Genomic DNA, 26,727 nt, shown 5'->3' on the forward strand with positions numbered 1-26,727 from the left:
GTTGAATGTGCCGCGCCCGTAAGACTACGGTGACCATCAGGCGATAGAATATCCCTCCACGAACACGAGATGTGACGTTCGACATGACTGGAATGATGGCTTCTCATTTGGTTTCGCGATGGTCCGGCGCACTCTGGTCGGGAGCACTCGGCATCTGCGCAATCTTCGCCGTCATCCGTCCCGCCCAGGCCGATCCCCGCGCCGTGGTCGAGCTCTTCACCTCCCAGGGCTGCTCATCCTGTCCGCCCGCCGACAAGATCATCGGCGACCTCGCCAAGGATCCCTCGATCATCGCGCTGAGCATGCCGATCGATTATTGGGATTATCTCGGCTGGAAGGACACGCTGGCAGATTCACGTTTCTCGGCGCGGCAGCGCGCCTATTCGCGCATGCGCGGTGACCGCGAGGTCTACACGCCGCAGGTCGTGGTCAATGGCGCTGTGCATGTCATCGGCAGCGATCGCGCCGGCATCGAGAGCGCGATCGGCAAGACCGACAAGGGCACGGGCGTGATGAGCGTGCCGGTGACGATGTCGCTGGCAGGCAAGCAGATCAACGTGTCGGTGGCCGCGGGCAACGAGCCGGCGGTCTCGCACGGCGAGGTCTGGATCTGCTCGATCGCGAAGGCGGTGCCGATCGAAATCAGCCGCGGTGAAAATCGCGGCCAGCAGATCACATATCACAACGTCGTGCGCAATCTGCTCAAGGTCGGCGACTGGAACGGACATCCGGAAACCTGGACCGTGCCGCTCGAGAACCTCACCTCGCGCGAGGGCGTCGACGGTGCGGTGGTCTATGTCCAGGACGGCAGCCGCGAGAAGCCGGGCGCGATGCTGGGTGCGGCGTACACGTCGCTGCACTGACGCAAGCTTCGCATTCTCTCTGACACGAACTCACTCTCAACCCTCATGGTGAGGAGCGCGCCTTTGCGCGTCTCGAACCAGGCAGGCCTCCCGCTGCTACGGCTCGGCCGCGCGGGCGTTCGGAGGGATGTTCGCTGCGGCAACTCCCCGACATAAACAAAAAAGGACCAACTTGCGTTGGCCCTCCTTGTCGCGCGTACAGACCCGATCCTGTCCGGCCCCGGGGGGCTGGGGGCTGAGGAATCCGGAACCGAAAGGACCGGGTCAACGCACATAAGCCTTTTCGCAACGCAGGGCGGCGGGCGGTTGGCGGAAAAGCGGCGATCCTGTGATTCCTGCTAACGATCCCGTGACGGTTTGCCGCTGAGAAGTTCCACCGTTGCGTGTGTCATGATTGCAACCAGTCGGCGAGACGAGCCCAAGGTCCTTCAAGAAGCCCCAAGAGCCTCTTGCGGCGGGGAACAGTTGGCGCAATCATGCAACCGTCATGATCCGCGGCTCCGGGGACGGCTTTCGCGGAGGCGGTTCATGCTGATGCGACAGGAGGCGCTGCATGAGTTTAATGCCGGAGGATGCGGATCCGAGCGAGCAGCGCGCAGTGGCGCGCCCCGCCGCTGCGAATGCCCAATTGAGCCGGGTGACGTTCAACCGGCTCGAGTTGAACCGCATCCTCAACCTCTACGGCCGCATGGTCGCCGACGGCGAGTGGCGCGACTATGCCATCGACTTCCTGAAGGACCGCGCGGTGTTCTCGGTCTATCGCCGTGCCTCCGAAGTGCCGATCTACCGCATCGAGAAAGATCCGCGGCTGGCCCGCAAACAAGGCATGTACAGCGTGATCTCGGCGACCGGCCTGATCCTGCGCCGCGGCCACGAGCTCGACCGCGTGCTGCTGGTGATCGACCGCAAGCTGGCGGTGGTGTAGCGGCCTCAATCGCCGAGCATGGTGGGCACGCTACGCTTTGCCCGCCCTGCGAGACCGGATTATTTCTCCGGCACCGTGCGCGCGCCCTCGCCGAGATCGCGCTGCATCATCACCGTATCCAGCCAGCGGCCGAATTTCAGGCCGACATTCGGATGCGTGCCGATCATCTTGAAGCCGCCTCTGGTGTGCACGCCAATCGAGCCGGCATTGGCGGAATCGCCGATGACCGCGATCATCTGGCGGAAGCCGCGCGCCTCGCATTCGATGATCAGCCGCTCCAATAGCAGCGCGCCGATGCCGCGGCGGTGGAAGGCGGGATCGAGATAGATCGAGTTCTCGACCGTGAAGCGATAGGCCGGGCGGGGCCGGTAGGCGCCGGCATAGGCGTAACCGGCAACACGGCCGTCGAGGACGGCGACGAAATAGGGATAGCCGCCGTCGACCAGCGTGCGATAGCGCCGCGTCATCTCGGCAAGGTCTGGCGGCTCCAGCTCGAACGTCGCGGTGCCCTCGCGGACAGCCTGCTGATAGATGGCGGTGATGGCGGGGAGGTCGGCCTCGAGGGTGGGCCTGATTTCGGGTGTGGACATGGGCGAAGATTAGAGCGTTCGCGCTGCGGCTGGAAGAGGCAACGGTGCTTCCACGCCCCGTCGTTGTGAGCGCAGCAATCCAGAAATGCATCCGCGGAGGGACTCTGAATTACTTCGTCGCAAGGGCTTCTCGCAATGACGGAGCGCGAGGAAACACCGGGCCGTAAACAAAAACCCCGGCCTCACGGCCGGGGTTCGTGTCCATTCGCTCGGGTGGCGCTCAGTCGCGCTGGCCGAGGAGCTGCAGCAGCAGCGTGAACAGGTTAATGAAGTTCAGGTACAGCGACAGCGCACCGGAGATCGCCGCACGCTCGGCGATGTCACCGCCGGCCGAAGCGTAGCCGTAAATGTAGTCGTTCTTCAGCCGCTGCGTATCCCAGGCGGTGAGGCCCGCGAACACCAGCACGCCGACCACCGACACGATGAACTGCAGCGCCGTGCTGGCCAGGAACAGATTCACCAGGCTCGCGATGATGATGCCGATCAGGCCCATGAACAGGAACGAGCCCATGCCGCTCATGTCACGCTTGGTGGTGTAGCCGTAGAGGCTCAGCGCGCCGAATGTCGCCGCGGTGATGAAGAACACCCGCACGATCGACGTGTGCGTGTACACCAGAAAGATCGAGGACAGCGAGATGCCCATCAGCGCCGAGAACACCCAGAACAGGATCTGGGCGGTCGAGGGAGCGAGACGGTTGATGCCGGCCGAGATCACGAACACCATCGCGAGCGGCGCGAGCATGAACAGCCACTTCAGCGGGCTGACGAACATCGCGTAGCCGAACGGCGTCAGGAACAGCTTGCCGACACGGACGGCTTCCGGAGTTGGAACGTCAGTCACGGCAGCCATGTAGACACCGAGCGCGGCGAGGCCGGTGATGGCAAGGCCGATGCTCATGTAATTGTAGATGCGCAGCATGTAGGCGCGCAGGCCGGCATCGACCGTCGCGGCGTCAACACGCCCGGCGGCCCTGCCGAAAGGAGAAGCGTAATTGCGGTCTAGGTCCGACATGGTCGAATTCCCGTTGGTTGGCCCGGTCCGGCATGAGGGTCGCCATGCCGCCGGTTCGTCAAACTCTATCTCGGATACCGATGTCTGCCGACATTAAATTTGGCTAACAATCGGGGCTCCGAACCCATTCGATATGTGGGAAACTAACACATTCGCTGCAACCGTCCACGCGCGGCCGAATGTCGCCCTCCGCGCTCACTCCTGACGCGAGCCTGACAAGGGCGTGGTTAATCGCTCGAATCGCACGATTCCGGTCCGGCGCAGCCTCCCGCTACCTTTTGTCACAAATTGCGCAACACCGTGGCAGGCTTTTTGTTCAACGCCAGCAGCGTGCCGGCAAGCCCCAGCCCGACCGTGACGACCAGGGCGGCCGCCACCACGCCGGCCGCGCTGCCGGCCTGCCAGACGAAGCTCAGCGTCATCAGCCGGGTCACGATCATCCAGGCCGCGATGCTGCCGGCGATCACGCCGAACACCGCGGTGGCGAGGCCGATCAGGAGATATTCGAGTGCATAGGCGCCGAGCAGCCGCAGCCGCGTCGCACCCAGCGTCTTCAGGATCACCGCGTCATAGACCCGGTGGCGATGGCCGGCGGCGAGCGCGCCGCCCAGCACCAGGATCGCCGAGATCAGGGTCACGGCGCTGGCGCCGCGGATCGCGAGCGCGAGGTTGGTCACGACCGCGCCGACCGTTTCCATCACCTCGCGCACGCGTACGCTGGTCACCATCGGGTAGGCATCCGCCACCTGCTTGATGATGTTGCCGTCGCCGGTCGCATCCCCGCCGGCTTCGGTCAGCGTTGCGATGTGGGTATGCGGCGCGCCCTTGAAGGCGTTCGGCGAGAACACCAGCACGAAATTGATGCCGAGCCCCTGCCAGTCGATGATGCGGAGATTGCCGATTTTCGCCGGGATGTCGCGGCCGAGCACGTTGACCACGATTTCGTCGCCGAGCTTGAGGCCGAGGCCCTCGGCGATCTTCTTCTCCATCGAGACCAGCGGCGGGCCGGAATAGTCGGCGCCCCACCATTCGCCCTCGACCACCTTGGAGCCCTTCGGCAGCTCGCCGGTATAGGTCAGGCCTCGGTCGCTCTGCAGCACCCATTCGGAATCCGTGGTCGGCTTGAGGTCCTCGGCCCGGACGCCGCGGGCGGCGACGATGCGCCCGCGCAGCATCGGCACGTCCTCGACCTTCGCACCAGGGGCGATCTGGCGCAGATAATCGTCGAACGGTGCCGCCTGGGTACTCGGAATGTCGATGAAGTAGAACGCCGGCGCGTGCTCGGGCAACGCCGCCAGGAATTGCCGGCGCAGATTGCCGTCGATCTGGGTGATGGTGACGAGCACGGCGAGCCCAAGACCGAGCGAGAGCACGACCGAGGGCGTCAGTGCGCCCGGCCGGTGAATATTGGCGATCGCAAGCCGCAGCATGGTGAAGCGCGTGCGCGGCAGCCGTCGCGCGATGGCCATCAGCACGGCCGCGACACCGCGCAGCACTGCGAACACGACGACGGAAGAGGCCACGAACACCGCGGCGATGCGCTTGTCGAAGGACAGGCCGATCACGACCGCAACCAGCAGCGCGACGACGACGCCCATGAATACGAGATAGCTCCAGCGCGGCCGGTGCCATTCGGCAGCGATGGTGTCGCGGAACAGCGCGGCGACCGGCACGTCGTGCACGCGGCCGAGCGGCCACAGGCCGAAGGCGAGCGCGGTCAAGAGACCGTAGACAAAGGACAGCGCGAGCTCGTCGGCGTGCACGGCCGGCACCACCGGCAGCGGCAACAGCTTTCCGAACAGGCCGACGATAGCGAAGGGCATCGCCGCGCCGAGCGCCAGCCCAATCACCGAGCCGATCGCCGCGAGCAGGACGACCTGCGCGAGATAGATGCCGAAGACGTCGCGGCCCGTGGCACCGACGGCCTTGAGGGCCGCGATCACCTCGAGCCGGCGATCGATATGGCTCTTCACGGCATTGGCGACGCCGACACCACCGACCAGCAGCGCGGCGAGGCCGACCAGCGTCAGGAATTGCGTGAAGCGGCCGATATTGCGTTCGAGTTGCGGTGAGGCATTGGAGCGGCTGCGGACTTCCCACCCGGTCTGCGGCGCGGCGTTGCGCGCATCCGCAATGAAGGCGTCGGTGGCGCGGTCGCTGTTGGCGGTATCTGGCAGCTTCACCCGGTAGACCCAGCGCACCAGGCTGCCGGGCTGGATCAGGCCGGTGGCGCGCAGGGCGGCCTCGCTGATCAGGAAGCGCGGACCAAAACCGATGCCGCTGGCAAGCTTGTCGGGCTCGGCCTCGACGCTGCTGCAGATCTGGAAGGTCGCAGAGCCAATGGTGACGCGGTCGCCGATCTTCAGCGACAGCCGCGCCAGCAGCGTCGGATCGGCCGCGGCGCCGAATGCGCCGTCGCGCATCGCGAGCAGATCGGTCAGCGGCAGTTGCGGCGCCAGCGTGAGTTGGCCGAGCATCGGATAGGTGTCGTCGACCGCCTTCATCTCGACCAGCGCAAGCTTGCCCTCGGCCGAGCGCGCCATGCCGCGCAGGGTGGCGGCGACGGAGACGGTGCCGCGCGAGCGCAGGAAGCCAACTTCCTCGGGCTTGGCCTCGCGCTGGAACAACACGAAGGAGACGTCGCCGCCGAGCAGCGTACGCCCCTCACGCGCAAGGCCGTCGCTCAGACTCGCCGACACCGAGCCGACGCCGGCGATCGCCATCACGCCGAGCGCGATGCAGGCGATGAAGACGTAGAAGCCGCGCAGGCCTCCGCGCAATTCGCGCAGCGCATAGCGCAGCGACAGCGCGACGCCGTTCGGCTTCGCAAACGGTTCGACAGCTATGCTCATGCGTTGGTCGTCTGGGTGTCGATGCGGCCCGAGCGCAGGCGGATCACGCGATCGCAACGATGCGCGAGCGAGGAATCGTGCGTGACCAGCACCAGCGTCATGCCGCGCTCGGCATGCTTGGTGAAGAGCAGATCGATGATCTGCTGTCCCGTGGTCTCGTCGAGATTGCCGGTCGGCTCGTCGGCGACGAGAATGGCGGGATCGGGCGCGAGCGCGCGCGCAAGCGCCACGCGCTGCTGCTCGCCGCCGGAGAGCTGGGTCGGATAATGATGCAGGCGATCACCGAGCCCGACCGATTGCAGCTCCTCGGCTGCGCGCTTGCTGGCATCCGGATTGCCGGCGAGCTCGAGCGGCACGGCGACGTTCTCCAGCGCCGTCATGGTCGGGATCAGATGGAAGGATTGGAAAACGATGCCGACCTGACGGCCGCGGAAGCGAGCCAGCGCGTCCTCGTCGAGGGCATTGAAAGGCGTGCCGTTGACCACCACCTCTCCGCTATCAGGACGCTCCAGCCCCGCCATCACCATCAGCAGCGTGGATTTGCCCGAGCCTGACGGGCCGATCAGGCCGATCGTCTCCCCCGAGCCGACGCGCAGGCTGATATCCTTGAGGATGTGAACGCGTGCCGCCCCCGATCCCAATGAGAGATTGACGTTGGAAATGGCGATGGTGTCCGGCGCGGTGCCGGCGAGCGAAGAGGATTCGATGCGACTGTCCATGGTCCGGTCATATGGCAACTCCGCACGCGCGGTCGAGAGGCGTTACGGTTTCTTCATGCACATAGCCGTGTTGATGCTCGCTTTGATGACGGTCGCGAACCCGGCTTCGGCAGAAACGACAAAGCCGATCAAGCTTGTCGTCTTGGGCGATTCCTTGAGTGCCGGTCTCGGCCTTCCGGCCCAGGACGCGTTTCCGGCCAAGCTGCCAAAAGCCTTGCAGGCCAAAGGTATAGCCGTGGACATGACCAACGCGGGCGTGTCCGGTGACACCTCGTCGGGGGGCCGCGACCGGCTCGACTGGTCGGTGCCCGACGGAACCGGAGGCGTCATCGTCGAGCTCGGCGCCAACGACGCGCTGCGCGGCGTCGACCCCGGCTTGACGCGGACGGCGCTGACCGACATCGTTGGGCGCCTCAAGGCGCGCAAGATCGCCGTGATGCTGTGTGGAATGCAGGCGCCGCCGAATTTGGGCGCGGATTATGCCGCGCGCTTCAATTCGATTTATCCGGATCTGGCAAAGCAGTTCGACGTGCCGCTCTATCCGTTCTTCCTCGACGGTGTCGCGGCGGACGCCAAGCTCAACCAGGCCGACGGCATTCATCCGACGGCAGCCGGCGTCGACATCATCGTCAACAACATGCTGCCCACGGTAGAGGCATTCCTGCGCACGATCGGCGAGCAGCGCCGTTGAAAAGCAGGCAGCGCCAACCCTGACAACCAGGGTTTTCCCGGTGTAGCCTTGGTCACCCTTCGCAGAGTCACACAACTGCGATGGAATCAGGGTACCGGTGATTCGTCGCTGGCTCTAAATTTGGATATGCTTCTTCCCAAGAATCATACCCAAGCATCGGGAGTGTGAAACGATGCCGCGTTTGTTCACTGGTCTGGAAATTCCGGCCGAGATCGGCCAGTCGCTTTCCAATCTGAGAGGCGGCCTTCCCGGCGCCCGGTGGATCGATCCCGAAAATTATCACGTCACTCTGCGCTTCATCGGCGACATCGACGGCGTCTCCGCCAACGAGATCGCCTCGATGTTGTTCCGTGTCGACCGCAAGCCCTTCGAAGTGAAAGTGCAGGGCTTGCAAAGCTTCGGCGGTCGCAAGCCGCGCGCGGTGGTCGCCACCATCGCGCCGAGCAAGCCGCTGATGGATCTGCAGGCTGAGCTCGAACGCCTGATGCAGCGGATCGGTCTCGATCCGGAGGGGCGCAAATTCATTCCGCATGTCACGCTGGCCCGGCTGCATGACGCCACCGACCGCGATGTCGCCGACTACCTCTCGCTGCGCGGCTATTTTCCGAGCAAGACGTTCATGGCGGAGCGGTTCGTGCTGTTCTCGTCGCGCGCATCGACCGGCGGCGGCCCCTATGTGGTCGAGGATGCCTATGAGCTGTGTGAGTGAGCTTGGCTCGCAAGAAGATGGGGCCATATGGCGCTTAGACGCGTAACGTCCATAGCGGCTAGAATGGCAATCCGTGTTTATCGTAGGCAACAATTTCGTCTGCGGCCTGGTCGGCTACCACCGGCAGTTCACTCCAGCGTCGGCGGATCGCTGCCATCTCTTCCAGGAGAGCAGCCTTGCAGTCCTGATTGTCGATCCGGCTAAGCCGCTCCTCGATAGCTCGCTTCGTCGCCATCGCTACGGTCTTGCCGGTGAGTTGCGCAAGTCTCCACGCGAGATGCTCGATCTCGGGGTCCTCGATACTGAGAGCCATCTCCAGGAACCTCAAAGTAGCCGCTTAAAACCTCTGATAGTTCAATTATCCGCCCGCATCACCCTTGACGAGGGTAAGCGCATACGCCCCTTGCGCCAATACGCAGTTGCAATTTCCGCCGGTCTCTGGCGGTAAAGAGCGATGCTCTCCACCCAAAATTCCTCCTTCAGCGAAGCGTACGAGGCCGAGATCGCGTCCGGCGCGATCGAGCCTGACGCTGCGCAGGCCGAGGTGGCCGAGGCCTATGCGGCGCTCGACCTCAGGCTCGCGAACTACAAGCCGCCGCGCAAGCAGGGGCTGCTCGCCCGCCTGTTCAACGGCAGTGACAAGGATGAGGCGCCGCGCGGGCTCTACGTCCATGGCGAGGTCGGCCGCGGCAAAACCATGCTGATGGATCTGTTCTTCCAGCACTCGGCCGTCGAGCACAAGCGGCGCGCGCATTTCCACGAATTCATGGCGGACGTGCACGAGCGCATCTACGACTATCGCCAGAGCATCGCGCGCGGCGAGACCGCCGACGGCGATGTCATTGCGCTGACCGCGCATGCGATCTTCGAGGAGAGCTGGCTGCTCTGCTTCGACGAATTCCACGTCACCGACATCGCGGACGCGATGATCCTGGGACGCTTGTTCGCAAAGCTGTACGAGCTCGGCACCGTCGTGGTCGCGACATCCAACGTCGCGCCCGACGATCTCTACAAGGGCGGCCTGAATCGCGCGCTGTTCCTGCCCTTCATCAAGCAGATCACCGATCACATGGACGTGCGGCGGCTCGATGCGCGCACCGATTTCAGGCTGGAGAAACTCCAGGGCGTGCCGATGTGGCTGACGCCGGCGGACGGCGATGCCGATGCCGCGCTCGACCGCGCCTGGTCGAAGATGACCGGCAACGCCAAATGCAAGTCGCGCGACATTTCGATCAAGGGTCGCATCCTGCACGTGCCGTGCTCGGCCCATGGCGTGGCGCGCTTTGCCTTCGCCGATCTCTGCGAGAAGCCGCTCGGCGCATCCGACTACCTCAGGCTGGCGCACGACTATCACACCATCCTGGTCGACCATATTCCAGTGATGGATTTCTCCCAGCGCAACGCCGCCAAGCGCTTCATCACGCTGATCGACACGCTCTATGACAATGCCGTGAAGCTGATGGCCTCGGCCGATGCCAACCCGATCTCGCTCTATCTCGCAGATGAGGGCAACGAGGCGAACGAGTTCAAGCGGACCGCGTCGCGCCTGATCGAGATGAGTTCGGATCCTATCTGGCGCTGGCTCACGGCCGCAAGGATTCCACCGCGAGCGGCTCGACCAAGGGCCTCGTGGAGACTTAAGTCCTATTTCTCCGCCTTGACCGGTGTCCTTCCGGGGCGCGACAAAGTCGCGAGCCCGGTATCCATCAGGCCACCAAATTTGACCGCCCGATGGATTCCGGGCCCGCGCCTGTCGGGGCATCCCGGAATGACGGACGGGGTATGCTGGCTGCTCTCTCGGCAAGCCCGACAATTGGGCATTCGGCGACTTGAACGGCGGAAGCGAAAGGGATAACCACCCTCTCAGTTTTCCCCTCCTTATGTGTCTAGAGGACAGGTTCACATGGCGCGCGACAAGATTGCTTTGATTGGCTCCGGCCAGATCGGCGGAACGCTGGCTCACCTCATCGGCCTGAAAGAACTGGGCGACGTCGTGATGTTCGACATCGCCGAGGGTGTGCCGCAGGGCAAGGCGCTCGACATCGCGCAGTCCTCGCCGGTCGACGGTTTTGACGCGCACTACACCGGCGCCAATTCCTACGAAGCGCTTGATAACGCCAAGGTCTGCATCGTCACCGCCGGCGTGCCGCGCAAGCCCGGCATGAGCCGCGACGACCTCCTCTCCATCAACCTCAAGGTCATGGAGCAGGTCGGGGCCGGCATCAAGAAGTACGCCCCCGACGCATTCGTCATCTGCATCACCAACCCGCTCGACGCCATGGTCTGGGCGCTGCAGAAGGCCTCGGGCCTGCCGCACAAGAAGGTGGTCGGCATGGCCGGCGTGCTCGACTCCTCGCGCTTCCGCTACTTCCTGGCCGACGAGTTCAACGTCTCCGTTGAAGACGTCACCGCTTTCGTGCTCGGCGGTCATGGCGACACCATGGTGCCGCTGGTGAAGTACTCCACCGTTGCCGGCATCCCGCTGCCCGACCTCGTCAAGATGGGCTGGACCTCGCAGGCGCGCCTCGACGAGATCGTCGACCGCACCCGCAACGGCGGCGCCGAGATCGTCAATCTGCTCAAGACCGGCTCGGCCTTCTACGCGCCGGCGGCCTCGGCAATCGCGATGGCCGAGAGCTACCTGCGTGACAAGAAGCGCGTGCTGCCTTCGGCTGCGTACCTGAACGGCGAATACGGCGTGAAGGACATGTATGTCGGCGTCCCCGTCGTGATCGGCTCCAAGGGTGTCGAGCGCGTCGTCGAGATCGAGCTCGCGGGCAAGGACCGCGAGGCCTTCGACAAGTCGGTCGGCGCGGTGCAGGGCCTCGTCGACGCCTGCAAGAAGATCGCTCCGGACCTTCTCGGCCGCTGAAGACCAACAATTCCCGCCGAAGATCGAAACCCGGTCTTCGGCGGTTTCATTTCGGTCCCCGGCTGCAACTCTTGTTCGAGGCTGGGCGGGTTCCGGGGCAAGTCCAGATTTCGATGTCGAGAATCCGGGTTGCAGTTCCTGTGGTATATGGTATGCCAGCCACAAGACTGAGGTGGCCCCTGGGGGTCATCGCCCGCGGGTTCAGGGAGCGACCATATGAATATCCATGAATATCAGGCCAAAGCGCTGCTGAACGAGTTCGGCGTAGCGATCTCGAAGGGCGTTCCGGTCCTGAAGCCCGCGGACGCGGAGGCTGCTGCCAAGGCTCTCCCGGGCCCGGTCTGGGTGGTGAAGAGCCAGATTCATGCCGGCGGCCGCGGCAAGGGCAAGTTCAAGGAAGCCTCGGCCGGCGACAAGGGCGGCGTCCGCATCGCCAAGTCGGCCGCCGAGGTCTCCGAATTCGCCAAGCAGATGCTCGGCGCCACCCTCGTGACGATCCAGACCGGCCCCGCCGGCAAGCAGGTCAACCGTCTCTACATCGAGGACGGCTCCGACATCGACAAGGAATTCTATCTCTCGATCCTGGTCGACCGCGAGACCTCGCGCGTTTCCTTCGTGGTCTCGACCGAAGGCGGCGTCAACATCGAGGACGTCGCGCACAACAGCCCTGAGAAGATCGTGACCTTCTCGGTCGATCCGGCGACCGGCATCATGGGCCATCACGGCCGCACCGTCGCCAATGCGCTGAAGCTCTCGGGTGATCTCGCCAAGCAGGCCGAGAAGCTCACCGCGCAGCTCTACGCGGCCTTCGTCGCCAAGGACATGTCGATGCTGGAGATCAACCCGCTGGTCGTGACCAAGCAGGGCCAGCTCCGCGTGCTCGACGCCAAGGTCTCGTTCGACGATAACGCGCTGTTCCGTCATCCCGAGGTGCTCGCGTTGCGCGACGAGACCGAGGAAGACGCCAAGGAAATCGAAGCCTCGAAGTACGACCTCAACTACGTCACCCTCGACGGCAATATCGGCTGCATGGTCAACGGCGCCGGTCTCGCCATGGCGACGATGGACATCATCAAGCTCTACGGCATGGCGCCGGCGAACTTCCTCGACGTCGGCGGCAGCGCCAGCAAGGAGAAGGTCGCGGCCGCGTTCAAGATCATCACCGCGGATCCCAACGTGAAGGGCATCCTGGTCAACATCTTCGGTGGTATCATGAAGTGCGACGTGATCGCCGAGGGCGTCACCGCCGCCGTGCGCGAGGTCGGCCTCAGCGTGCCGCTGGTGGTTCGCCTCGAAGGCACCAATGTCGAGCTCGGCAAGAAGATCATCCGTGAATCCGGCCTGAACGTGGTGCCGGCCGACAATCTCGACGACGCCGCGCAGAAGATCGTGAAGGCCGTCAAGGAGGCTAAGGCCATGACCCAGGACCATCTCTCCGCATCAGCCCCGCTCGCAGAGCACGCGCGTCTCGCCGCGTTCGCCGACGAATGGAATGGTGAAGAGGTGGTCTTTCCGTCGCGCTGGACCGCCGGCGGGCCGGCCACCTCGCACGTCGTCGCGCGCATGGACCTGAACGGATTCTACCTGATCCAGGATGCCATCCAGATCCGCGACGGCAAGCAGGCCTTCGCAACCCATGGCCTCTTCACTTACGACCGCGAGGACCGGACCTACAAATTGTTCTGGTACGATTCACTCGGCTACACGCCGCCCTCGCCCGCCTCCGGTGGGTGGGTCGGCAAGACCCTGACGCTGGTGCGCGGCTCGCTCCGCGGCAATGCGCGCCACGTCTACGAGATCATCGACGACAATTCCTACGCGTTGAAGATCCAGTTCTCGCCGGACGCGGAAGGCTGGGCTGACGTGCTCACCGGCGTCTACCGCCGCATCCACTGACCTCTCACTCGTTAGTTTCGCGAAAGCAGACCTCATGTCCATCCTGATCGACAAGAACACCAAGGTCATCTGCCAGGGCTTTACCGGCAAGAACGGCACTTTCCACTCCGAAGCCGCGATTGCCTATGGCACCAAGATGGTCGGCGGCACCTCGCCGGGCAAAGGCGGCGCGACCCATTTGAACCTGCCGGTGTTCGACTCGGTGCGCGAGGCGCGTGGAAGACCGGCGCGGATGCATCGGTGATCTACGTGCCGCCGCCGGGTGCAGCGGACGCGATCTGCGAAGCCATCGACGCCGAGATCCCGCTGATCGTCTGCATCACCGAGGGCATTCCCGTCATCGACATGGTGCGCGTGAAGCGCTCGCTGGCCGGCTCCAAGTCGCGCCTGATCGGGCCCAACTGCCCCGGCGTCATGACCGCCGGCGAATGCAAGATCGGCATCATGCCGGCCAATATCTTCAAGACCGGCTCCGTCGGCATCGTCTCCCGCTCGGGCACGCTGACCTATGAAGCCGTGTTCCAGACCTCCCAGGAGGGCCTCGGCCAGACCACCGCGGTCGGCATCGGCGGCGATCCGGTCAAGGGCACCGAGTTCATCGACGTCCTCGAGATGCTGTTGGCCGACCCCAAGACCGAATCGATCATCATGATCGGCGAGATCGGCGGCTCCGCCGAGGAAGACGCCGCCCAGTTCCTCAAGGACGAGGCCAAGCGCGGCCGCAAGAAGCCGATGGTCGGTTTCATCGCCGGCGTGACCGCACCTCCCGGCCGCCGCATGGGCCATGCCGGCGCGATCATTTCGGGCGGCAAGGGCGATGCCGGTTCCAAGACCGACGCGATGAAATCCGCAGGGATTACAGTGTCGCCGTCTCCCGCACGCCTCGGCCATACGCTTGCCGAAAAGTTGAAGGGCTAATTCACTCCTTCGTACTTTTCCGGGCGAAGTTTCGCAGCAAATAGGATAAATGGTGCCTGTCGCGCTGAGCCTCTGCCGGGGAGCTCGGCGCCAGCGCCATTTGTTATGCGCGAACCGAAATCGCCAGGAACTCAAGTATGTCTCGCCAGGACGCGAACGCAGCCTTTGCCCTCTCATCATTTTTGCAGGGCACCAACGCCACCTACATCGACGAAATCTACGCCCGCTACGAGAAGGACCCGACCTCAGTCGATCCCGAGTGGCAGGAGTTCTTCAAGAGCCTCAATGACCAGCCCGCTGACGTCCGCAAGAATGCCGAGGGCCCGTCCTGGAAGCGCGCCAACTGGCCGCTGACACCGACGGACGACCTGACCTCCGCCCTCGACGGCAACTGGGCCGAGGTCGAGAAGGCGGTCGGCACCAAGATCGCCGCCAAGGCGCAAGCCAAGGGCGCGGATGTCTCTTCCGCAGATGTGCTCCAGGCCACGCGGGATTCGGTCCGCGCGCTGATGCTGATCCGCTCCTACCGCATGCGCGGTCACTTTCATGCCAAGCTCGATCCACTCGGCATCGAAGCCCCGCGCAACCGCGAAGAGCTCGATCCCCGCACCTACGGCTTCAGCGAGGCCGATTTCGACCGCAAGATCTTCCTCGATCACGTGCTCGGCCTCGAATACGCCAACTTGCGTGAGATCACCGCGATCTGCGAGCGCACCTACTGCCAGACGCTCGGCGTCGAGTTCATGCACATCAGCAATGCCGCGCAGAAGGCCTGGATCCAGGAGCGCATCGAGGGGCCGGACAAGGAAATCTCGTTCACCCGCGAAGGCCGCCGCGCCATCCTGATGAAGCTGGTCGAAGCCGAAGGCTTCGAGAAGTTTTGCGACACCAAGTTCACCGGCACCAAGCGTTTTGGTCTCGACGGTGGTGAATCGCTGATCCCCGCGCTCGAGCAGATCATCAAGCGCGGCGGCAATCTCGGCGTGAAGGAAGTCGTGGTCGGCATGCCGCATCGCGGCCGCCTCAACGTGCTGACGCAGGTGATGGGCAAGGCCCATCGCGCGCTGTTCCACGAATTCAAGGGCGGCTCGGCCAATCCCGACGCGGTCGAAGGCTCCGGCGACGTCAAGTACCACCTCGGCGCGTCCTCGGACCGCGAGTTCGACGGCAACCGCATCCATCTGTCGCTGACCGCAAACCCCTCGCATCTCGAGATCGTCGATCCCGTCGTGCTCGGCAAGGTCCGCGCCAAGCAGGACCAGCACGGCGATCCGCCGGACCAGCGCATCTCGGTGATGCCGCTGCTCATGCATGGCGACGCCGCGTTTGCGGGCCAGGGCGTGGTCGCGGAATGCTTCGGTCTGTCGGACCTGAAGGGCTACCGCACCGGCGGCTCCGTGCACTTCATCGTCAACAACCAGATCGGCTTCACCACCTATCCGCGTTATTCTCGTTCTTCGCCCTACCCGTCGGATGTGGCGAAGATGATCGACGCGCCGATCTTCCATGTGAACGGCGACGATCCGGAAGCCGTGGTGTTCGCCGCCAAGGTCGCGACCGAGTTCCGGCAGAAATTCCACAAGCCCGTCGTTATCGACATGTTCTGCTACCGCAGGCATGGCCACAACGAAGGCGACGAGCCGGCCTTCACCCAGCCGGTGATGTACAAGAAGATCGCGGCTCATCCGACGACGCTTGAGCTCTACGCCCGCCGCCTGATCAACGAAGGCGTGATGACCGAGGGCGAGGTCGACAAGGCCAAGGCCGACTGGCGCGCGCGGCTCGATGCCGAGTTCGAGGCCGGCACCTCCTACAAGCCGAACAAGGCGGACTGGCTCGACGGCAAGTGGGCCGGCTTCAAGATCGCCGACCAGGAAGAGGATGCGCGGCGCGGCGTCACCGGCGTCGACGTCGCCGCGCTGAAGGACATCGGCCGCAAGATCACCAAGGTGCCGGACGGTTTCCGCGTTCACCGCACCATCCAGCGTTTCCTGGAGAACCGCTCGAAGGCGATCGACACCGGTGTCGGCATCGACTGGGCAACCGGCGAGGCGCTGGCGTTCTGCACGCTGCTCAACGAAAATCATCACGTCCGCCTGTCAGGCCAGGACTCGGAGCGCGGCACCTTCTCGCAGCGCCACTCGGTCCTGATCGATCAGGAGGACGAGAGCCGCTACACCCCGTTCAACCATCTCGGCAACGAGCAGGGCCATTACGAGGTCATCAACTCGCTGCTGTCGGAAGAGGCCGTGCTCGGCTTCGAATACGGCTACTCGCTCGCCGAGCCGAACACGCTGACGCTGTGGGAAGCCCAGTTCGGCGATTTCGCCAACGGTGCGCAGGTCGTGTTCGACCAGTTCATCTCCTCGGGCGAACGCAAATGGCTGCGCATGTCCGGTCTCGTCTGCCTGCTGCCGCACGGCTATGAGGGCCAGGGACCGGAGCACTCCTCGGCGCGTCTGGAGCGTTATCTCCAGATGTGCGCGGAAGACAACATGCAGGTGGTCTATCCGACCACGCCGGCGAACTACTTCCACGTGCTGCGCCGCCAGCTTCATCGCGAGATCCGCAAGCCGTTGATCGTGATGACGCCGAAGTCGCTGCTGCGTCACAAGCGGGCGGTCTCGCGGCTCGAGGAGCTCGCGAAGGGCACGACCTTCCACCGCATTCTGTACGATGACGCACAGATGCTGCCGAACGAGGCCATCAAGCTCGTGCCGGACGACAAGATCCGCCGGATCGTGCTCTGCGCGGGCAAGGTCTATTACGACCTCTACGAGGAGCGCGAGAAGCGCGGCATCGACGACATCTACCTGATGCGCGTCGAGCAGCTCTATCCGGTGCCGCTGAAGGCGCTGGTCGCCGAGCTGTCCCGCTTCAAGAAGGCGGAAGTGATCTGGTGCCAGGAAGAGCCGCGCAATATGGGCGCATGGCACTTCATCGAGCCCTATCTGGAATGGGTGCTGAACCAGGTGAACGGTGCGAGCCGGCGTCCGCGTTATGTCGGCCGCGCCGCTTCCGCCGCGACCGCCACTGGTCTGATGTCCAAGCATCAGGCGCAGTTGAAGGCGTTCCTGGACGAAGCATTGAGCTGAGACGTCTTTACACCTCGTCATGCCCCGCGAAGGCGGGGCATCCAGTATTCCGCGGCGTTCGTTCTGATCACGGACGTCACGGCGTACTCGATTGCCCCGCCCAATGCGCAAGCGCGCACAAGGCGGGCAATGACGTATGAAATTCACGACCGCATTGCCGATCCCTTAAGGAAAAGACCATGACTGAAATTCGTGTGCCGACGCTCGGCGAATCCGTCACCGAGGCCACCATCGGCCGCTGGTTCAAGAAGGCCGGCGATCCCGTCGCCGTGGACGAGCCCTTGGTGGAGCTCGAGACCGACAAGGTCACCATCGAGGTCCCGGCGCCGTCCGCCGGTACGTTGAGCGAGATCATCGCGGCTGACGGTACGACCGTTGCGGTCGGCGCGCTGCTCGGTCAGATCACCGAAGGTGCCGCCGGTGCAAAGCCGGCTGCGGCTCCCGCGAAGCCCGCCGCCGCTGCTCCGGCGCCCGCTGCTGCCGCTCCCGCTCCGGCTGCCAAGGCGCCGCCGGCCGATGCGCCGCTCGCGCCGTCCGTGCGAAAACTCTCCGCCGAGACCGGCGTCGATGCCTCGACCGTCCCGGGCTCCGGCAAGGATGGCCGCGTCACCAAGGGCGACATGCTCGCCGCGATCGAGCGTGCGGCGTCTGCGCCGACCCCGGTCAACCAGCCCGCCGCCGCCGTGCAGGTGCGCGCGCCGTCCCCGGCTGACGACGCCGCCCGCGAAGAGCGCGTCAAGATGACCCGGCTGCGCCAGACCATCGCGCGCCGCCTCAAGGACGTGCAGAACACCGCGGCCATGCTGACGACCTTCAACGAGGTCGACATGACCAACGTCATGGCGCTGCGGGCGCACTACAAGGATGCGTTCGAGAAGAAGCACGGCTCGAAGCTCGGCTTCATGGGCTTCTTCACCAAGGCCGTCGTGCAGGCGTTGAAGGACATCCCGGCCGTCAACGCCGAGATCGATGGCACCGACCTGATCTACAAGAACTACTACCACATCGGCGTCGCCGTCGGCACCGACAAGGGTCTTGTCGTGCCGGTCGTGCGCGATTGCGACAACAAGTCGATCGCCGATATCGAGAAGGGCATCGCCGATTTCGGCCGCCGCGCCCGTGACGGCCAGCTCAAGATCGACGAGATGCAGGGCGGCACCTTCACCATCACCAATGGCGGCATCTATGGTTCGCTGATGTCGACCCCGATTCTGAACGCGCCGCAGTCCGGCATCCTCGGCATGCACAAGATCCAGGATCGCCCGATGGTCGTCGGCGGCAAGATCGAGGTCCGCCCGATGATGTATCTGGCGCTGTCCTACGATCACCGCGTGATCGACGGCAAGGAAGCCGTCACCTTCCTGGTTCGCGTCAAGGAGAGCCTGGAAGATCCGGCGCGGCTGGTGCTGGACCTCTGATCGCTGATGCTCTGCAAGCGCCGTCGCCATTCGCGACGGCGTGTGTCGAACCATGGAGGCGCACATGACCGATAAAGTCGTTGTCATCACCGGCGGCAGCCGCGGCATCGGGCGGGCGACTGCGCTTGCGGCGGCCGCGCGCGGCTATCGCGTCGTGGTCGGCTATGCCAGCAACAAGACCGCCGCCGCCGAGGTCGTCGCGGAGATCGAGGCCGGCAACGGCAAGGCGATCGCGGTGAAATGCGATGTCGCCGAGGAAGGCGATATCATCGACCTGTTCAAGGCGGCGGATAAGTTCGGCACGCTTGCGGCCCTCGTCAACAATGGCGGCATCGTCGGCGAAAGCGGCGTGCGCGTCGACGAGATGTCGGCCGAGCGCATCCAGCGCGTGATGGCGGTCAACGTCACCGGCTCCATCCTCTGCGCACGCGAAGCGGTGAAGCGGATGTCGACCAGGCGCGGCGGCAAGGGTGGCGTCATCGTCAATCTGTCATCGGTTGCTGCCAAGCTCGGTGCGCCCAACACCTATGTCGACTACGCCGCATCCAAGGGCGCGATCGATTCCTTCACCATCGGCCTCGGCTACGAGGTCGCCAGCGAAGGCATTCGCGTCGCCGGTATTCGCCCCGGCCTGATCGACACCGACATCCATGCCTCCGGCGGCGAGCCCGACCGCCACCATCGCCTCGCCCATCTGGTGCCGATGAAGCGCGTCGGCACCGCCGATGAAATCGCCAATGCCATCGTCTGGCTGATGTCGGACGATGCCTCCTACGTCACCTCAGCCATTCTCGATGTGTCCGGCGGACGCTGACCCATCCACATCACGCTAAACTTACGGGACTTTCTCTCATGGCTACCTACGATCTCGTCGTCATCGGCACCGGACCTGGCGGTTATGTCTGCGCGGTGCGCGCCAGCCAGCTCGGCATGAAAGTCGCCGTGGTCGAAAAGAACGCCACCCTCGGCGGCACCTGCCTCAATGTCGGCTGCATGCCGTCGAAGGCGCTGCTGCACGCCTCCGAGATGTTCGAGGAAGCCGGCCATTCCTTCGCCAAGATGGGCGTCAACGTGTCCGCGCCGAAGCTCGAATTGCCGGCGATGATGAACTTCAAGCAGCAGGGCATCGACGGTAACGTCAAGGGCGTCGAGTTCCTGATGAAGAAGAACAAGGTCGACGTGCTCAAGGGCACCGGCAAGATTCTGGGCACCGGCAAGGTCGAAGTCTCCGCCGACGGCAAGTCGCAGGTGATCGAGACCAGGAACATCGTGATCGCCACCGGCTCCGATATCGCGCGCCTCAAGGGCATCGAGATCGACGAGAAGCGCATCGTGTCCTCGACCGGCGCGCTGTCGCTGGACAAGGTCCCCGGCAAGCTTCTCATCGTCGGCGCCGGCGTGATCGGCCTCGAGCTCGGCTCGGTGTGGAAGCGGCTCGGTGCAGAGGTCGTCGTCGTCGAATTTCTGGACCGCATTCTGCCCGGCATGGACGGGGAGATCGCCAGGCAATTCCAGCGCATCCTCGAGAAGCAGGGCTTTGCGTTCAAGCTCGGCGCCAAGGTCACCGCGGTCGACACTTCAGGCAAGACGCTGAAGGCGACCATCGAACCCGCGGCGGGAGGCGCCGCCGAGACGCTCGAAGCCGACGTCGTGCTCGTCTGCATCGGCCGCGCGCCTTACACGGACGGCCTCGGCCTGAAGGAAGCCGGCGTCGCGCTCGATCCTCGCGGCCGCGTGCAGATCGATCCGCATTTCGCCACCAGCCTGAAGGGCGTCTATGCCATCGGCGACGTCGTCGCCGGCCCGATGCTCGCACACAAGGCCGAAGATGAAGGCGTCGCCGTTGCGGAGATCATTGCGGGCCAGGCCGGTCACGTGAATTACGACGTTATCCCAGGCGTCGTGTATACCACCCCGGAAGTGTCCTCCGTCGGCAAGACCGAGGAAGAGCTGAAGCAGGCCGGCGTCGCCTATACCGTCGGGAAGTTTCCCTTTACCGCCAACGGCCGCTCCAAGGTCAATCAGACCACCGACGGCTTCGTGAAGATCCTCGCAGATGCGAAGACCGATCGCGTGCTCGGCGTGCACATCATCGGCATCGAGGCCGGCGAAATGATCCATGAGGCCTGCGTTCTCATGGAGTTCGGCGGAAGTGCGGAGGATCTCGCGCGCACCTGCCATGCGCATCCGACCCGCTCCGAGGCCATCAAGGAAGCCGCGCTTGCAGTCGGCAAGCGGGCCATCCATATGTAGGTCCGGTCCCAGAGCCGAATCGGGCGGGAAACATATGCTGCGCCGCCTTCTTCAACCGGTCTGGGTCCTGCTGGCGATCATCTTTTTGATCGAAGCCTGGCTGTGGGACCATTGCGAGCCGATCGTTGCGCGGGTTGTCGCGCTGATCCCGCTCACCCGGTTCAAGGAGTGGCTGTCGGATCGTGTCGACGCGCTCTCCCCGGCGATGACGTTGATCGTCTTCGTGGTCCCGATCATCCCGCTGTTTCCGCTCAAGCTGGTGGGCCTGTGGTTGCTCACGCACGAATACTGGACCAGCGCGCTGTTCACGATCCTGTTCGCCAAGATGCTCGGCGTCGGCGTCACCGCCTTCGTGTTCGACGTCACGCGCGACAAGCTTCTGGAGATGCACTGGTTCGAGCGGCTCTATGAGCTGGTGCTGAAGCTGCGCGCCAAGGCCACCGAACTGGTCGAACCGGTCAAGCGGCGTATCCGCGAGTTGATCAAGGGCAACGGCGAAGGCTGGTCCTCGCGCACGCTCCGTCTGATCCAGCGTTTTCGCAAGAGCGTGCACGAAGCGCGCTAGGCGCGCCGGGCGCGCCTTTATTCTTCGTCATTGCGAGCGCAGCGAAGCAATCCAGAATCTTTCCGTGGAGGCAGTCTGGATTGCTTCGTCGCTTCGCTCCTCGCAATGACGCGGTGAGAGCCCTGGCTCAGCCCCTCACCCATGCAGATGCAACAAATGCGGCCACCATGCGCCGAGCACGGTCATACCGAGTCCGGTGAGCGTCAAGAGGCCGGCGATCCAGGCGAGCGGCAGCATGCCGGTGATGATGGTGGCGGACGCCAGCACGATGCCGATCTGGAATGCGGCCGAGGCCAGCTCGAAATGATGATATTTCGCGGTCGCCTCGTCGCGCACGTGCTCGGCTTCCTTGGCTTTTTCGGCAAGCTGCTCGGTGCCTTCGCCGGTCTCGGGCTCGGAGCGGTAGCGCGCCGCAGTCTTCTGCCAGTCGTCGATCTGCTTCTGCACGGCGGCCTTCATGGCGTCGTCGGTGGCGGTGCCCAGCGTCAGCTTGCCCTGGTCGGCGGCGGTCTGGACCACGGTGCGGCGGATGCTCTTGGCCTGGAAGAACGCCCAGAGATTGGAGGCCTCGACGTTCTTGCTGATCGACTCGGTCTGGGCGCCCTTGCCGAGCGTCTCGGAGATCGCCAGGAACAGCGCCAGCACCGCGATCAGCAGGGCGATCTTCTTGTTCTCGCCGGATGCGTGCTCGGCATGCTCCGCGTGCTCCATGCTTTCGTGTGCGCTCATAAATCCCTCCTGCCTCGGTCCCGCGACGATTGACCGAACCGCGCGGCCTGCGCAAGAGGCATGCTCGCCGACAGAGCCTGCCATGACAGCTTCATGTCAGGTGTCAGCGTCTGGGATGCGCGCTCGCATAGACCTCCAGCAACCGCTCGGAATCGATGCCGGTGTAGATCTGCGTGGTCGAGAGCGAGGAGTGGCCGAGCAATTCCTGGATCGCACGCAGATCGCCGCCGCGTGACAGCAGGTGCGTGGCGAAGGAGTGCCGCAGCGCGTGCGGCGTGGCGCTGTCGGGTAGCCCAAGCGCGCCGCGCAGCCGCTCCATCGCGAGCTGGATGATGCGCGGGCTCAGCGGACCGCCGCGCGCGCCGACGAAGATCGGTCCCTCCGGCCGCAGCGCATGCGGGCACATCCCGACATATTCGTCGATCAGCGCGAGCACGTTTTGCAGCACCGGCACCATGCGGGTCTTGTTGCCCTTGCCTGTCACGATCAGCACGTCGCCCTCGCCTGCCTTCGGCACCTCGCGGCGCTTCAGGCCGAGCGCTTCGGAGATGCGCAGGCCCGAGCCATACAGGAGTGCCATCACGGCCGCGTCGCGCACCAGAATCCAGGTCTCGCGATCCTCGCCGGCGCGCTCGTCGGCGTCGGCCAGGCGCTTTGCCGACGCCATCGGCAGCGGCTTAGGCAAGGTTTTTGCGACCTTCGGCGCGCGGATCGCCGAGAGTGCTCCGACCTTGCCCTTGCCTTCGCGCTCGAGGAAGCGGCCGAAGGAGCGCAGGCCCGCAAGCGCGCGCATCAGCGAACGGCCGGCAATATCGTCGGCACGCCGCATCGCCATGAAGGCGCGGATGTCGGTGGCTTCCAGCGATGCAAACCGCGCGAGCGTCACGCGCTCGCCCCAATGGCTGCACAGGAAATCGAGGCATTGCCGCAAGTCCCGGCCATAGGCCTCCAGCGTCTTCGGCGACAGCCGCCGTTCGGCGCCGAGATGCGCCAGCCAGCGCGTCATCTCCTGCGCGATGTCAGGATCGGCGCTGGCGAGCTCGATGGGAGGGGCGGCCGCTTTGCTCATGCGCTCTAGACGTAATGATTCCGCACAGTATATCGCATCACACCCGTTTACTGTTCGCTAAGGCCGCCACGGGGCGCTAGCTTCCAGGCCTAAAGGTTCCGATTCTCCCGCCCAAGACTGTTGAACCCCAAGACCATTGATGGATCATTCGCCGCGCAGCCAAACCGCCACCGCCAGCGCGACCCGCATGGTCGACGTGCTGGTGCCGGTCGCGCTCGACCAGACCTATTCCTACAAGGTGCCGCGCGGCATGGAGCTGAAGGCCGGCGATCTCGTCGGCGTGCCGCTCGGGCCGCGCGAGGTGCTCGCCGTGGTCTGGGCGGAAAATGCCAATCCCGACCCGCGCCTGCACAATCGCCTCAAGGAGGTCAACGAGAAGCTCGATCTTCCCCCGCTCAAGAGCGAGCTGCGCGCGGTCGTGGACTGGGTCGCCAATTACACCCTGAGCCCGCGCGGCATGGTGCTGCGCATGTGCTTGCGGATGGGCGAGAATCTCGGGCCCGAGCGCGTGCGTGCCGGTGTGCGCCTGGCCGGCGATCTCCCGCGGCGGCTGACGCCGGCACGTCAGCGCGTGATCGAGGTGCTGTCGGACCGGCTGCTGCACGCCAAATCCGAGGCCGCCAAGGAAGCCGGCGTGTCGACCGGCGTGATCGACGGCCTCGTCGACGAGGGCACGCTCACGGTCGAGCCGATGCCGCCCCCGCCTCCGCCGCCCGCACCCGATCCGGATTTCGGCCGGCCGGATTTTTCGCCGCTGCAGCGTGCCGGCGTGGACGCAATGCGCGCGCTCGCCGCCAACGGCACCTTCCACGTCGCGTTGCTCGACGGCGTCACCGGCTCGGGCAAGACCGAGGTCTATTTCGAAGCCGTCGCGGAATCGATCCGCCGCGGCAGACAGACGCTGATCCTGATGCCGGAGATCGCGCTCACCGGCCAGTTCCTCGATCGTTTCGCGCAACGTTTTGGCGTGCGTCCGATCGAATGGCACTCCGAGCTGACGCCGCGCACCCGCGCCCGCAATTGGGCCGCGATTTCGGAAGGTACCGCGCCGGTCGTGGTCGGCGCGCGCTCGGCGCTGTTTCTGCCTTACGCCAATCTCGGCCTCATCGTCGTCGATGAAGAGCACGACCAGGCCTACAAGCAGGACGATGGCGTGCACTATCACGCGCGCGACATGGCGGTGGTGCGCGCACATATCGCCAAGATCCCGATCGTGCTGGCCTCAGCCACGCCGTCGGTCGAGTCCGAGGTCAATGCGCGCAAGAACCGCTATCGGCGCATCGCGCTGCCGTCGCGCTTCGGCGGCCAGCACATGCCGCATATCGAGGCGATCGACATGCGCCGCGAGCCGCCCGCCCGCGGCCGCTTCATCTCGCCGCGGCTGGCCGGCGAGATCCGAGCGGCGATCGAAAAGCGCGAGCAGGCGCTGCTGTTCCTCAATCGCCGCGGCTATGCGCCGCTGACCCTGTGTCGCGCCTGCGGCCATCGCTTCGCCTGCACCATCTGCGACGCCTGGCTGGTCGACCACCGCTTTCGCCAGCGTCTGGTCTGTCATCACTGCGGCTTCTCGATGCCGCGTCCGCAGACTTGCCCGCATTGCGCGGCGGAGGAATCGCTCGTGGCCGTCGGGCCCGGCGTCGAGCGCCTGCAGGAGGAGGCGGCCGCGTTGTTTCCTGAGGCGCGCACCATGGTGCTGTCGAGCGATCTCATCACCTCGATCGACACCATGCGCAGCGAGCTTGCCGAGATCGCGGAAGGCCGCGTCGACATCATCATCGGTACGCAGCTCGTCGCCAAGGGCCACAATTTCCCGCGGCTCAATCTGGTCGGCGTGGTCGATGCGGATCTCGGCCTTTCCAATGGCGATCCGCGTGCGGCGGAGCGCACCTGGCAGTTGCTCAACCAGGTGATCGGCCGTGCCGGGCGCGAGCAGGGCCGCGGCGTCGGCTATCTCCAGACCCATCAGCCGGATCATCCCGTGATGAAGGCGCTGATCGCCTGCGACCGCGAGGCCTTCTACGACAGCGAGATCGATCTGCGCGAGCGCACGCTCTATCCGCCGTTCGGCCGGCTCGCGAGCCTGATCATCTCGGCCGGCGACCGTCCGAGCGCGGAAGGCCTGGGCCGCAAGCTCGTGGCGCTCGCGCCGCACGATGAGCGCGTCGTGGTGCTGGGCCCGGCCGAAGCCCCGCTCGCCGTGATCAAGGGCCGCTACCGCTTCCGCATCCTGGTGAAATCGGCGCGCGGTTTTGATCTGTCGGATTATTTGCGCAACTGGCTCGCGGTGTGTCCGAAGCCGAAAGGCAATCAAAAACTCGAGGTCGACGTCGATCCGCAGAGCTTTTTGTAGGTCCCACTGTCATTCCGGGGCGCGACGAAGTCGCGAGCCCGGAATCCATCGGGCGGCATGTCCTGCGGTGAAACGGATTCGGGGCTCGCGCTCCGCGCGCCCCGGAATGACGAGGACAACAAAAAAGCCCGCTGTCCCCCAAGACAGCGGGCTTTGTTTCACCACGCAGCAGGCCGCTCACGTCCATGCGGACAATGACACTGCTGCGCCTGCTGGTGAGGCGCCAGGTGCGCCTTAGGAGACGACTTCCGCGGTGACGCGGCCGACGCCGGCGCCGGTGAGGCCGATGGCGCGGGCAGCGCCGGTGGAGAGGTCGAGCACGCGGCCGCGCACGAACGGGCCACGGTCATTGATGGTGACGATCACGCTCGAGCCGCCATGGGTGACGCGCAGCTTGGTGCCGAACGGCAGCGAACGGTGCGCGGCGGTCAGGGCGTTCTGGTTGAAGCGCTGGCCCGAGGCGGTGCGGCTGCCGGACTCGTTGCCGTAATAGGAGGCCATGCCCGAGAAGCTGCGGCCCGTGCCCGACGACGGCGTCATCGACGCACTGGCGTTGCGCCAATCGGAGGTCGCGTTGGTATCGTCTTGGGCGTGGTGACGGTGATGATGGTGAGAGTAGCTGTGGTGATGCCTGGATTTGGCGGAAGCTTCGGTGGCGGTTCCCCCGATGAGGAGAGTTACGGCGACAAAGGCAATCGCCGTACGCGGCCGGGTCAGAGCGCCCAGCGTCTTGAAAGACAGCATTTAGTGGTCCCTACGCTAGTATTGCCACATATGTGGCTAATGGAGCCCCCATCAGTTTGTGAGCGGGTTGGCGTTTCGATTCCTAATGAGGCGTGAATTGGGCAGTAAATCCATTCTGTGTCGCCATGAAACATCTTGTGACCGGAGCTGCTATTCAGCCGATGTCTCGTAACAGTTCGGTTTAACGATTTATTAACTCATTTATTACTCATGAATACTGTAGAACGAAGTCATTCCTTTCCGCGTTTAGAATTGGGTAAGTATTCGGTCGGCCCCATCTCGGCCGATCGAGTCACGCCTCTGCGAGCCGTGTTCATGGCCGCTATGCGCTGAGGGCAGGAACGAATGGGCCGGTTGCTGACGTAACGGTCGTGGCAATTCCGTGGCATGGCAGGTTCATGCCAGGTTGCCGGCAGGTGGGTGGTCAATGATCACAGCGTGCGGCGAACTGGCGAGG

At 64.6% G+C, this 26,727-nt stretch carries 20 protein-coding genes and 3 pseudogenes; 15 read left to right on the plus strand and 8 right to left on the minus strand.

Annotated elements, in window-relative coordinates; translation table 11 throughout:
• The first annotated feature begins 83 nt into the window (after nucleotides 1-83).
• Nucleotides 84-863, plus strand: coding sequence for a DUF1223 domain-containing protein (locus ACTGJ9_RS06620; protein ID WP_456678456.1), 780 nt, complete (start codon nucleotides 84-86; stop codon nucleotides 861-863).
• Nucleotides 864-1,416: 553 nt separating this feature from the next.
• Nucleotides 1,417-1,788 (plus strand): DUF2794 domain-containing protein, encoded by a 372-nt coding sequence (locus ACTGJ9_RS06625; protein WP_456676416.1) that lies wholly within the window; start codon nucleotides 1,417-1,419, stop codon nucleotides 1,786-1,788.
• Between the two features lie 59 nt (nucleotides 1,789-1,847).
• Here ACTGJ9_RS06625 and ACTGJ9_RS06630 read toward each other — a convergent pair whose 3' ends face one another.
• The 4 genes from ACTGJ9_RS06630 to ACTGJ9_RS06645 form a co-directional block, all read right to left on the minus strand.
• Entirely contained in the window at nucleotides 1,848-2,378 is a 531-nt protein-coding gene (locus tag ACTGJ9_RS06630) for an N-acetyltransferase family protein (protein WP_456676417.1), read from the minus strand.
• Nucleotides 2,379-2,598: 220 nt separating this feature from the next.
• Nucleotides 2,599-3,390 carry a Bax inhibitor-1/YccA family protein gene (locus tag ACTGJ9_RS06635; RefSeq protein WP_456676418.1) on the minus strand — a complete coding sequence of 264 codons (792 nt, stop codon included), beginning with the start codon at nucleotides 3,388-3,390 and terminating at the stop codon, nucleotides 2,599-2,601.
• Nucleotides 3,391-3,671: 281 nt separating this feature from the next.
• Nucleotides 3,672-6,242 carry an ABC transporter permease gene (locus tag ACTGJ9_RS06640; protein ID WP_456676419.1) on the minus strand — a complete coding sequence of 857 codons (2,571 nt, stop codon included), beginning with the start codon at nucleotides 6,240-6,242 and terminating at the stop codon, nucleotides 3,672-3,674.
• Entirely contained in the window at nucleotides 6,239-6,961 is a 723-nt protein-coding gene (locus ACTGJ9_RS06645) for an ABC transporter ATP-binding protein (protein ID WP_456676420.1), read from the minus strand. The genes ACTGJ9_RS06640 and ACTGJ9_RS06645 overlap by 4 nt, the downstream gene beginning before the upstream one ends.
• A 55-nt stretch (nucleotides 6,962-7,016) precedes the next feature.
• On the opposite strand from ACTGJ9_RS06645, the gene ACTGJ9_RS06650 reads away from it, so the two are divergent.
• Together ACTGJ9_RS06650 and thpR are read left to right on the plus strand one after the other, a co-directional pair.
• On the plus strand, nucleotides 7,017-7,652 hold the full coding sequence (locus tag ACTGJ9_RS06650; protein ID WP_456678457.1) for an arylesterase: 636 nt from the start codon (nucleotides 7,017-7,019) through the stop codon (nucleotides 7,650-7,652).
• Nucleotides 7,653-7,824: 172 nt separating this feature from the next.
• Nucleotides 7,825-8,361: an RNA 2',3'-cyclic phosphodiesterase gene (thpR, locus tag ACTGJ9_RS06655; RefSeq protein ID WP_456676421.1), complete on the plus strand. Its 537-nt coding sequence runs from the start codon at nucleotides 7,825-7,827 to the stop codon at nucleotides 8,359-8,361.
• A 58-nt stretch (nucleotides 8,362-8,419) separates the two neighbouring features.
• Here thpR and ACTGJ9_RS06660 read toward each other — a convergent pair whose 3' ends face one another.
• Nucleotides 8,420-8,674 carry a type II toxin-antitoxin system VapB family antitoxin gene (locus ACTGJ9_RS06660; RefSeq protein WP_456676422.1) on the minus strand — a complete coding sequence of 85 codons (255 nt, stop codon included), beginning with the start codon at nucleotides 8,672-8,674 and terminating at the stop codon, nucleotides 8,420-8,422.
• Between the two features lie 141 nt (nucleotides 8,675-8,815).
• On the opposite strand from ACTGJ9_RS06660, the pseudogene zapE reads away from it, so the two are divergent.
• The 10 genes and pseudogenes from zapE to ACTGJ9_RS06710 all read left to right on the plus strand — a co-directional run bounded on the left by zapE (nucleotide 8,816) and on the right by ACTGJ9_RS06710 (nucleotide 21,378).
• Nucleotides 8,816-10,002: pseudogene (gene zapE, locus ACTGJ9_RS06665) on the plus strand (cell division protein ZapE).
• 262 nt (nucleotides 10,003-10,264) lie between these two features.
• Nucleotides 10,265-11,233 (plus strand): malate dehydrogenase, encoded by a 969-nt coding sequence (mdh, locus tag ACTGJ9_RS06670; RefSeq protein ID WP_094972741.1) that lies wholly within the window; start codon nucleotides 10,265-10,267, stop codon nucleotides 11,231-11,233.
• 216 nt (nucleotides 11,234-11,449) lie between these two features.
• Nucleotides 11,450-12,637, plus strand: a pseudogene (gene sucC, locus ACTGJ9_RS06675) (ADP-forming succinate--CoA ligase subunit beta); the annotation flags it as partial.
• 12 nt (nucleotides 12,638-12,649) lie between these two features.
• A complete protein-coding gene (locus tag ACTGJ9_RS06680; RefSeq protein WP_456678458.1) occupies nucleotides 12,650-13,129 on the plus strand; it encodes a DUF1579 family protein in 480 nt (159 codons plus the stop codon).
• Nucleotides 13,130-13,163: 34 nt separating this feature from the next.
• Nucleotides 13,164-14,047: pseudogene (gene sucD, locus ACTGJ9_RS06685) on the plus strand (succinate--CoA ligase subunit alpha).
• 137 nt (nucleotides 14,048-14,184) lie between these two features.
• Nucleotides 14,185-17,142 carry a 2-oxoglutarate dehydrogenase E1 component gene (locus ACTGJ9_RS06690; RefSeq protein ID WP_456676423.1) on the plus strand — a complete coding sequence of 986 codons (2,958 nt, stop codon included), beginning with the start codon at nucleotides 14,185-14,187 and terminating at the stop codon, nucleotides 17,140-17,142.
• 179 nt (nucleotides 17,143-17,321) lie between these two features.
• Nucleotides 17,322-18,560: a 2-oxoglutarate dehydrogenase complex dihydrolipoyllysine-residue succinyltransferase gene (odhB, locus tag ACTGJ9_RS06695; protein ID WP_456676424.1), complete on the plus strand. Its 1,239-nt coding sequence runs from the start codon at nucleotides 17,322-17,324 to the stop codon at nucleotides 18,558-18,560.
• Nucleotides 18,561-18,624: 64 nt separating this feature from the next.
• Nucleotides 18,625-19,374 (plus strand): SDR family oxidoreductase, encoded by a 750-nt coding sequence (locus ACTGJ9_RS06700; RefSeq protein WP_456676425.1) that lies wholly within the window; start codon nucleotides 18,625-18,627, stop codon nucleotides 19,372-19,374.
• A gap of 38 nt (nucleotides 19,375-19,412) precedes the next feature.
• Nucleotides 19,413-20,813 carry a dihydrolipoyl dehydrogenase gene (lpdA, locus tag ACTGJ9_RS06705; RefSeq protein WP_456676426.1) on the plus strand — a complete coding sequence of 467 codons (1,401 nt, stop codon included), beginning with the start codon at nucleotides 19,413-19,415 and terminating at the stop codon, nucleotides 20,811-20,813.
• Nucleotides 20,814-20,847: 34 nt separating this feature from the next.
• A complete protein-coding gene (locus ACTGJ9_RS06710; protein WP_456676427.1) occupies nucleotides 20,848-21,378 on the plus strand; it encodes a hypothetical protein in 531 nt (176 codons plus the stop codon).
• A 135-nt stretch (nucleotides 21,379-21,513) separates the two neighbouring features.
• Here the strand turns inward: ACTGJ9_RS06710 and ACTGJ9_RS06715 are convergent, their stop codons facing one another.
• On the minus strand, nucleotides 21,514-22,107 hold the full coding sequence (locus ACTGJ9_RS06715) for a DUF4337 domain-containing protein (protein ID WP_456676428.1): 594 nt from the start codon (nucleotides 22,105-22,107) through the stop codon (nucleotides 21,514-21,516).
• 103 nt (nucleotides 22,108-22,210) lie between these two features.
• Nucleotides 22,211-23,176, minus strand: a complete 966-nt coding sequence (locus ACTGJ9_RS06720; RefSeq protein WP_456676429.1) for a tyrosine recombinase XerC — start codon at nucleotides 23,174-23,176, stop codon at nucleotides 22,211-22,213.
• 139 nt (nucleotides 23,177-23,315) lie between these two features.
• Between ACTGJ9_RS06720 and ACTGJ9_RS06725 the strand changes: the two genes are divergently transcribed.
• Nucleotides 23,316-25,526, plus strand: coding sequence for a primosomal protein N' (locus ACTGJ9_RS06725; protein WP_456676430.1), 2,211 nt, complete (start codon nucleotides 23,316-23,318; stop codon nucleotides 25,524-25,526).
• Between the two features lie 234 nt (nucleotides 25,527-25,760).
• On the opposite strand, the gene ACTGJ9_RS06730 is transcribed toward ACTGJ9_RS06725, so the two are convergent.
• Nucleotides 25,761-26,270: a septal ring lytic transglycosylase RlpA family protein gene (locus tag ACTGJ9_RS06730; RefSeq protein WP_456676431.1), complete on the minus strand. Its 510-nt coding sequence runs from the start codon at nucleotides 26,268-26,270 to the stop codon at nucleotides 25,761-25,763.
• Nucleotides 26,271-26,727: the final 457 nt, after the last annotated feature.

The organism is Bradyrhizobium sp. RDM12 (assembly GCF_051917485.1).
GTDB lineage: Bacteria > Pseudomonadota > Alphaproteobacteria > Rhizobiales > Xanthobacteraceae > Bradyrhizobium.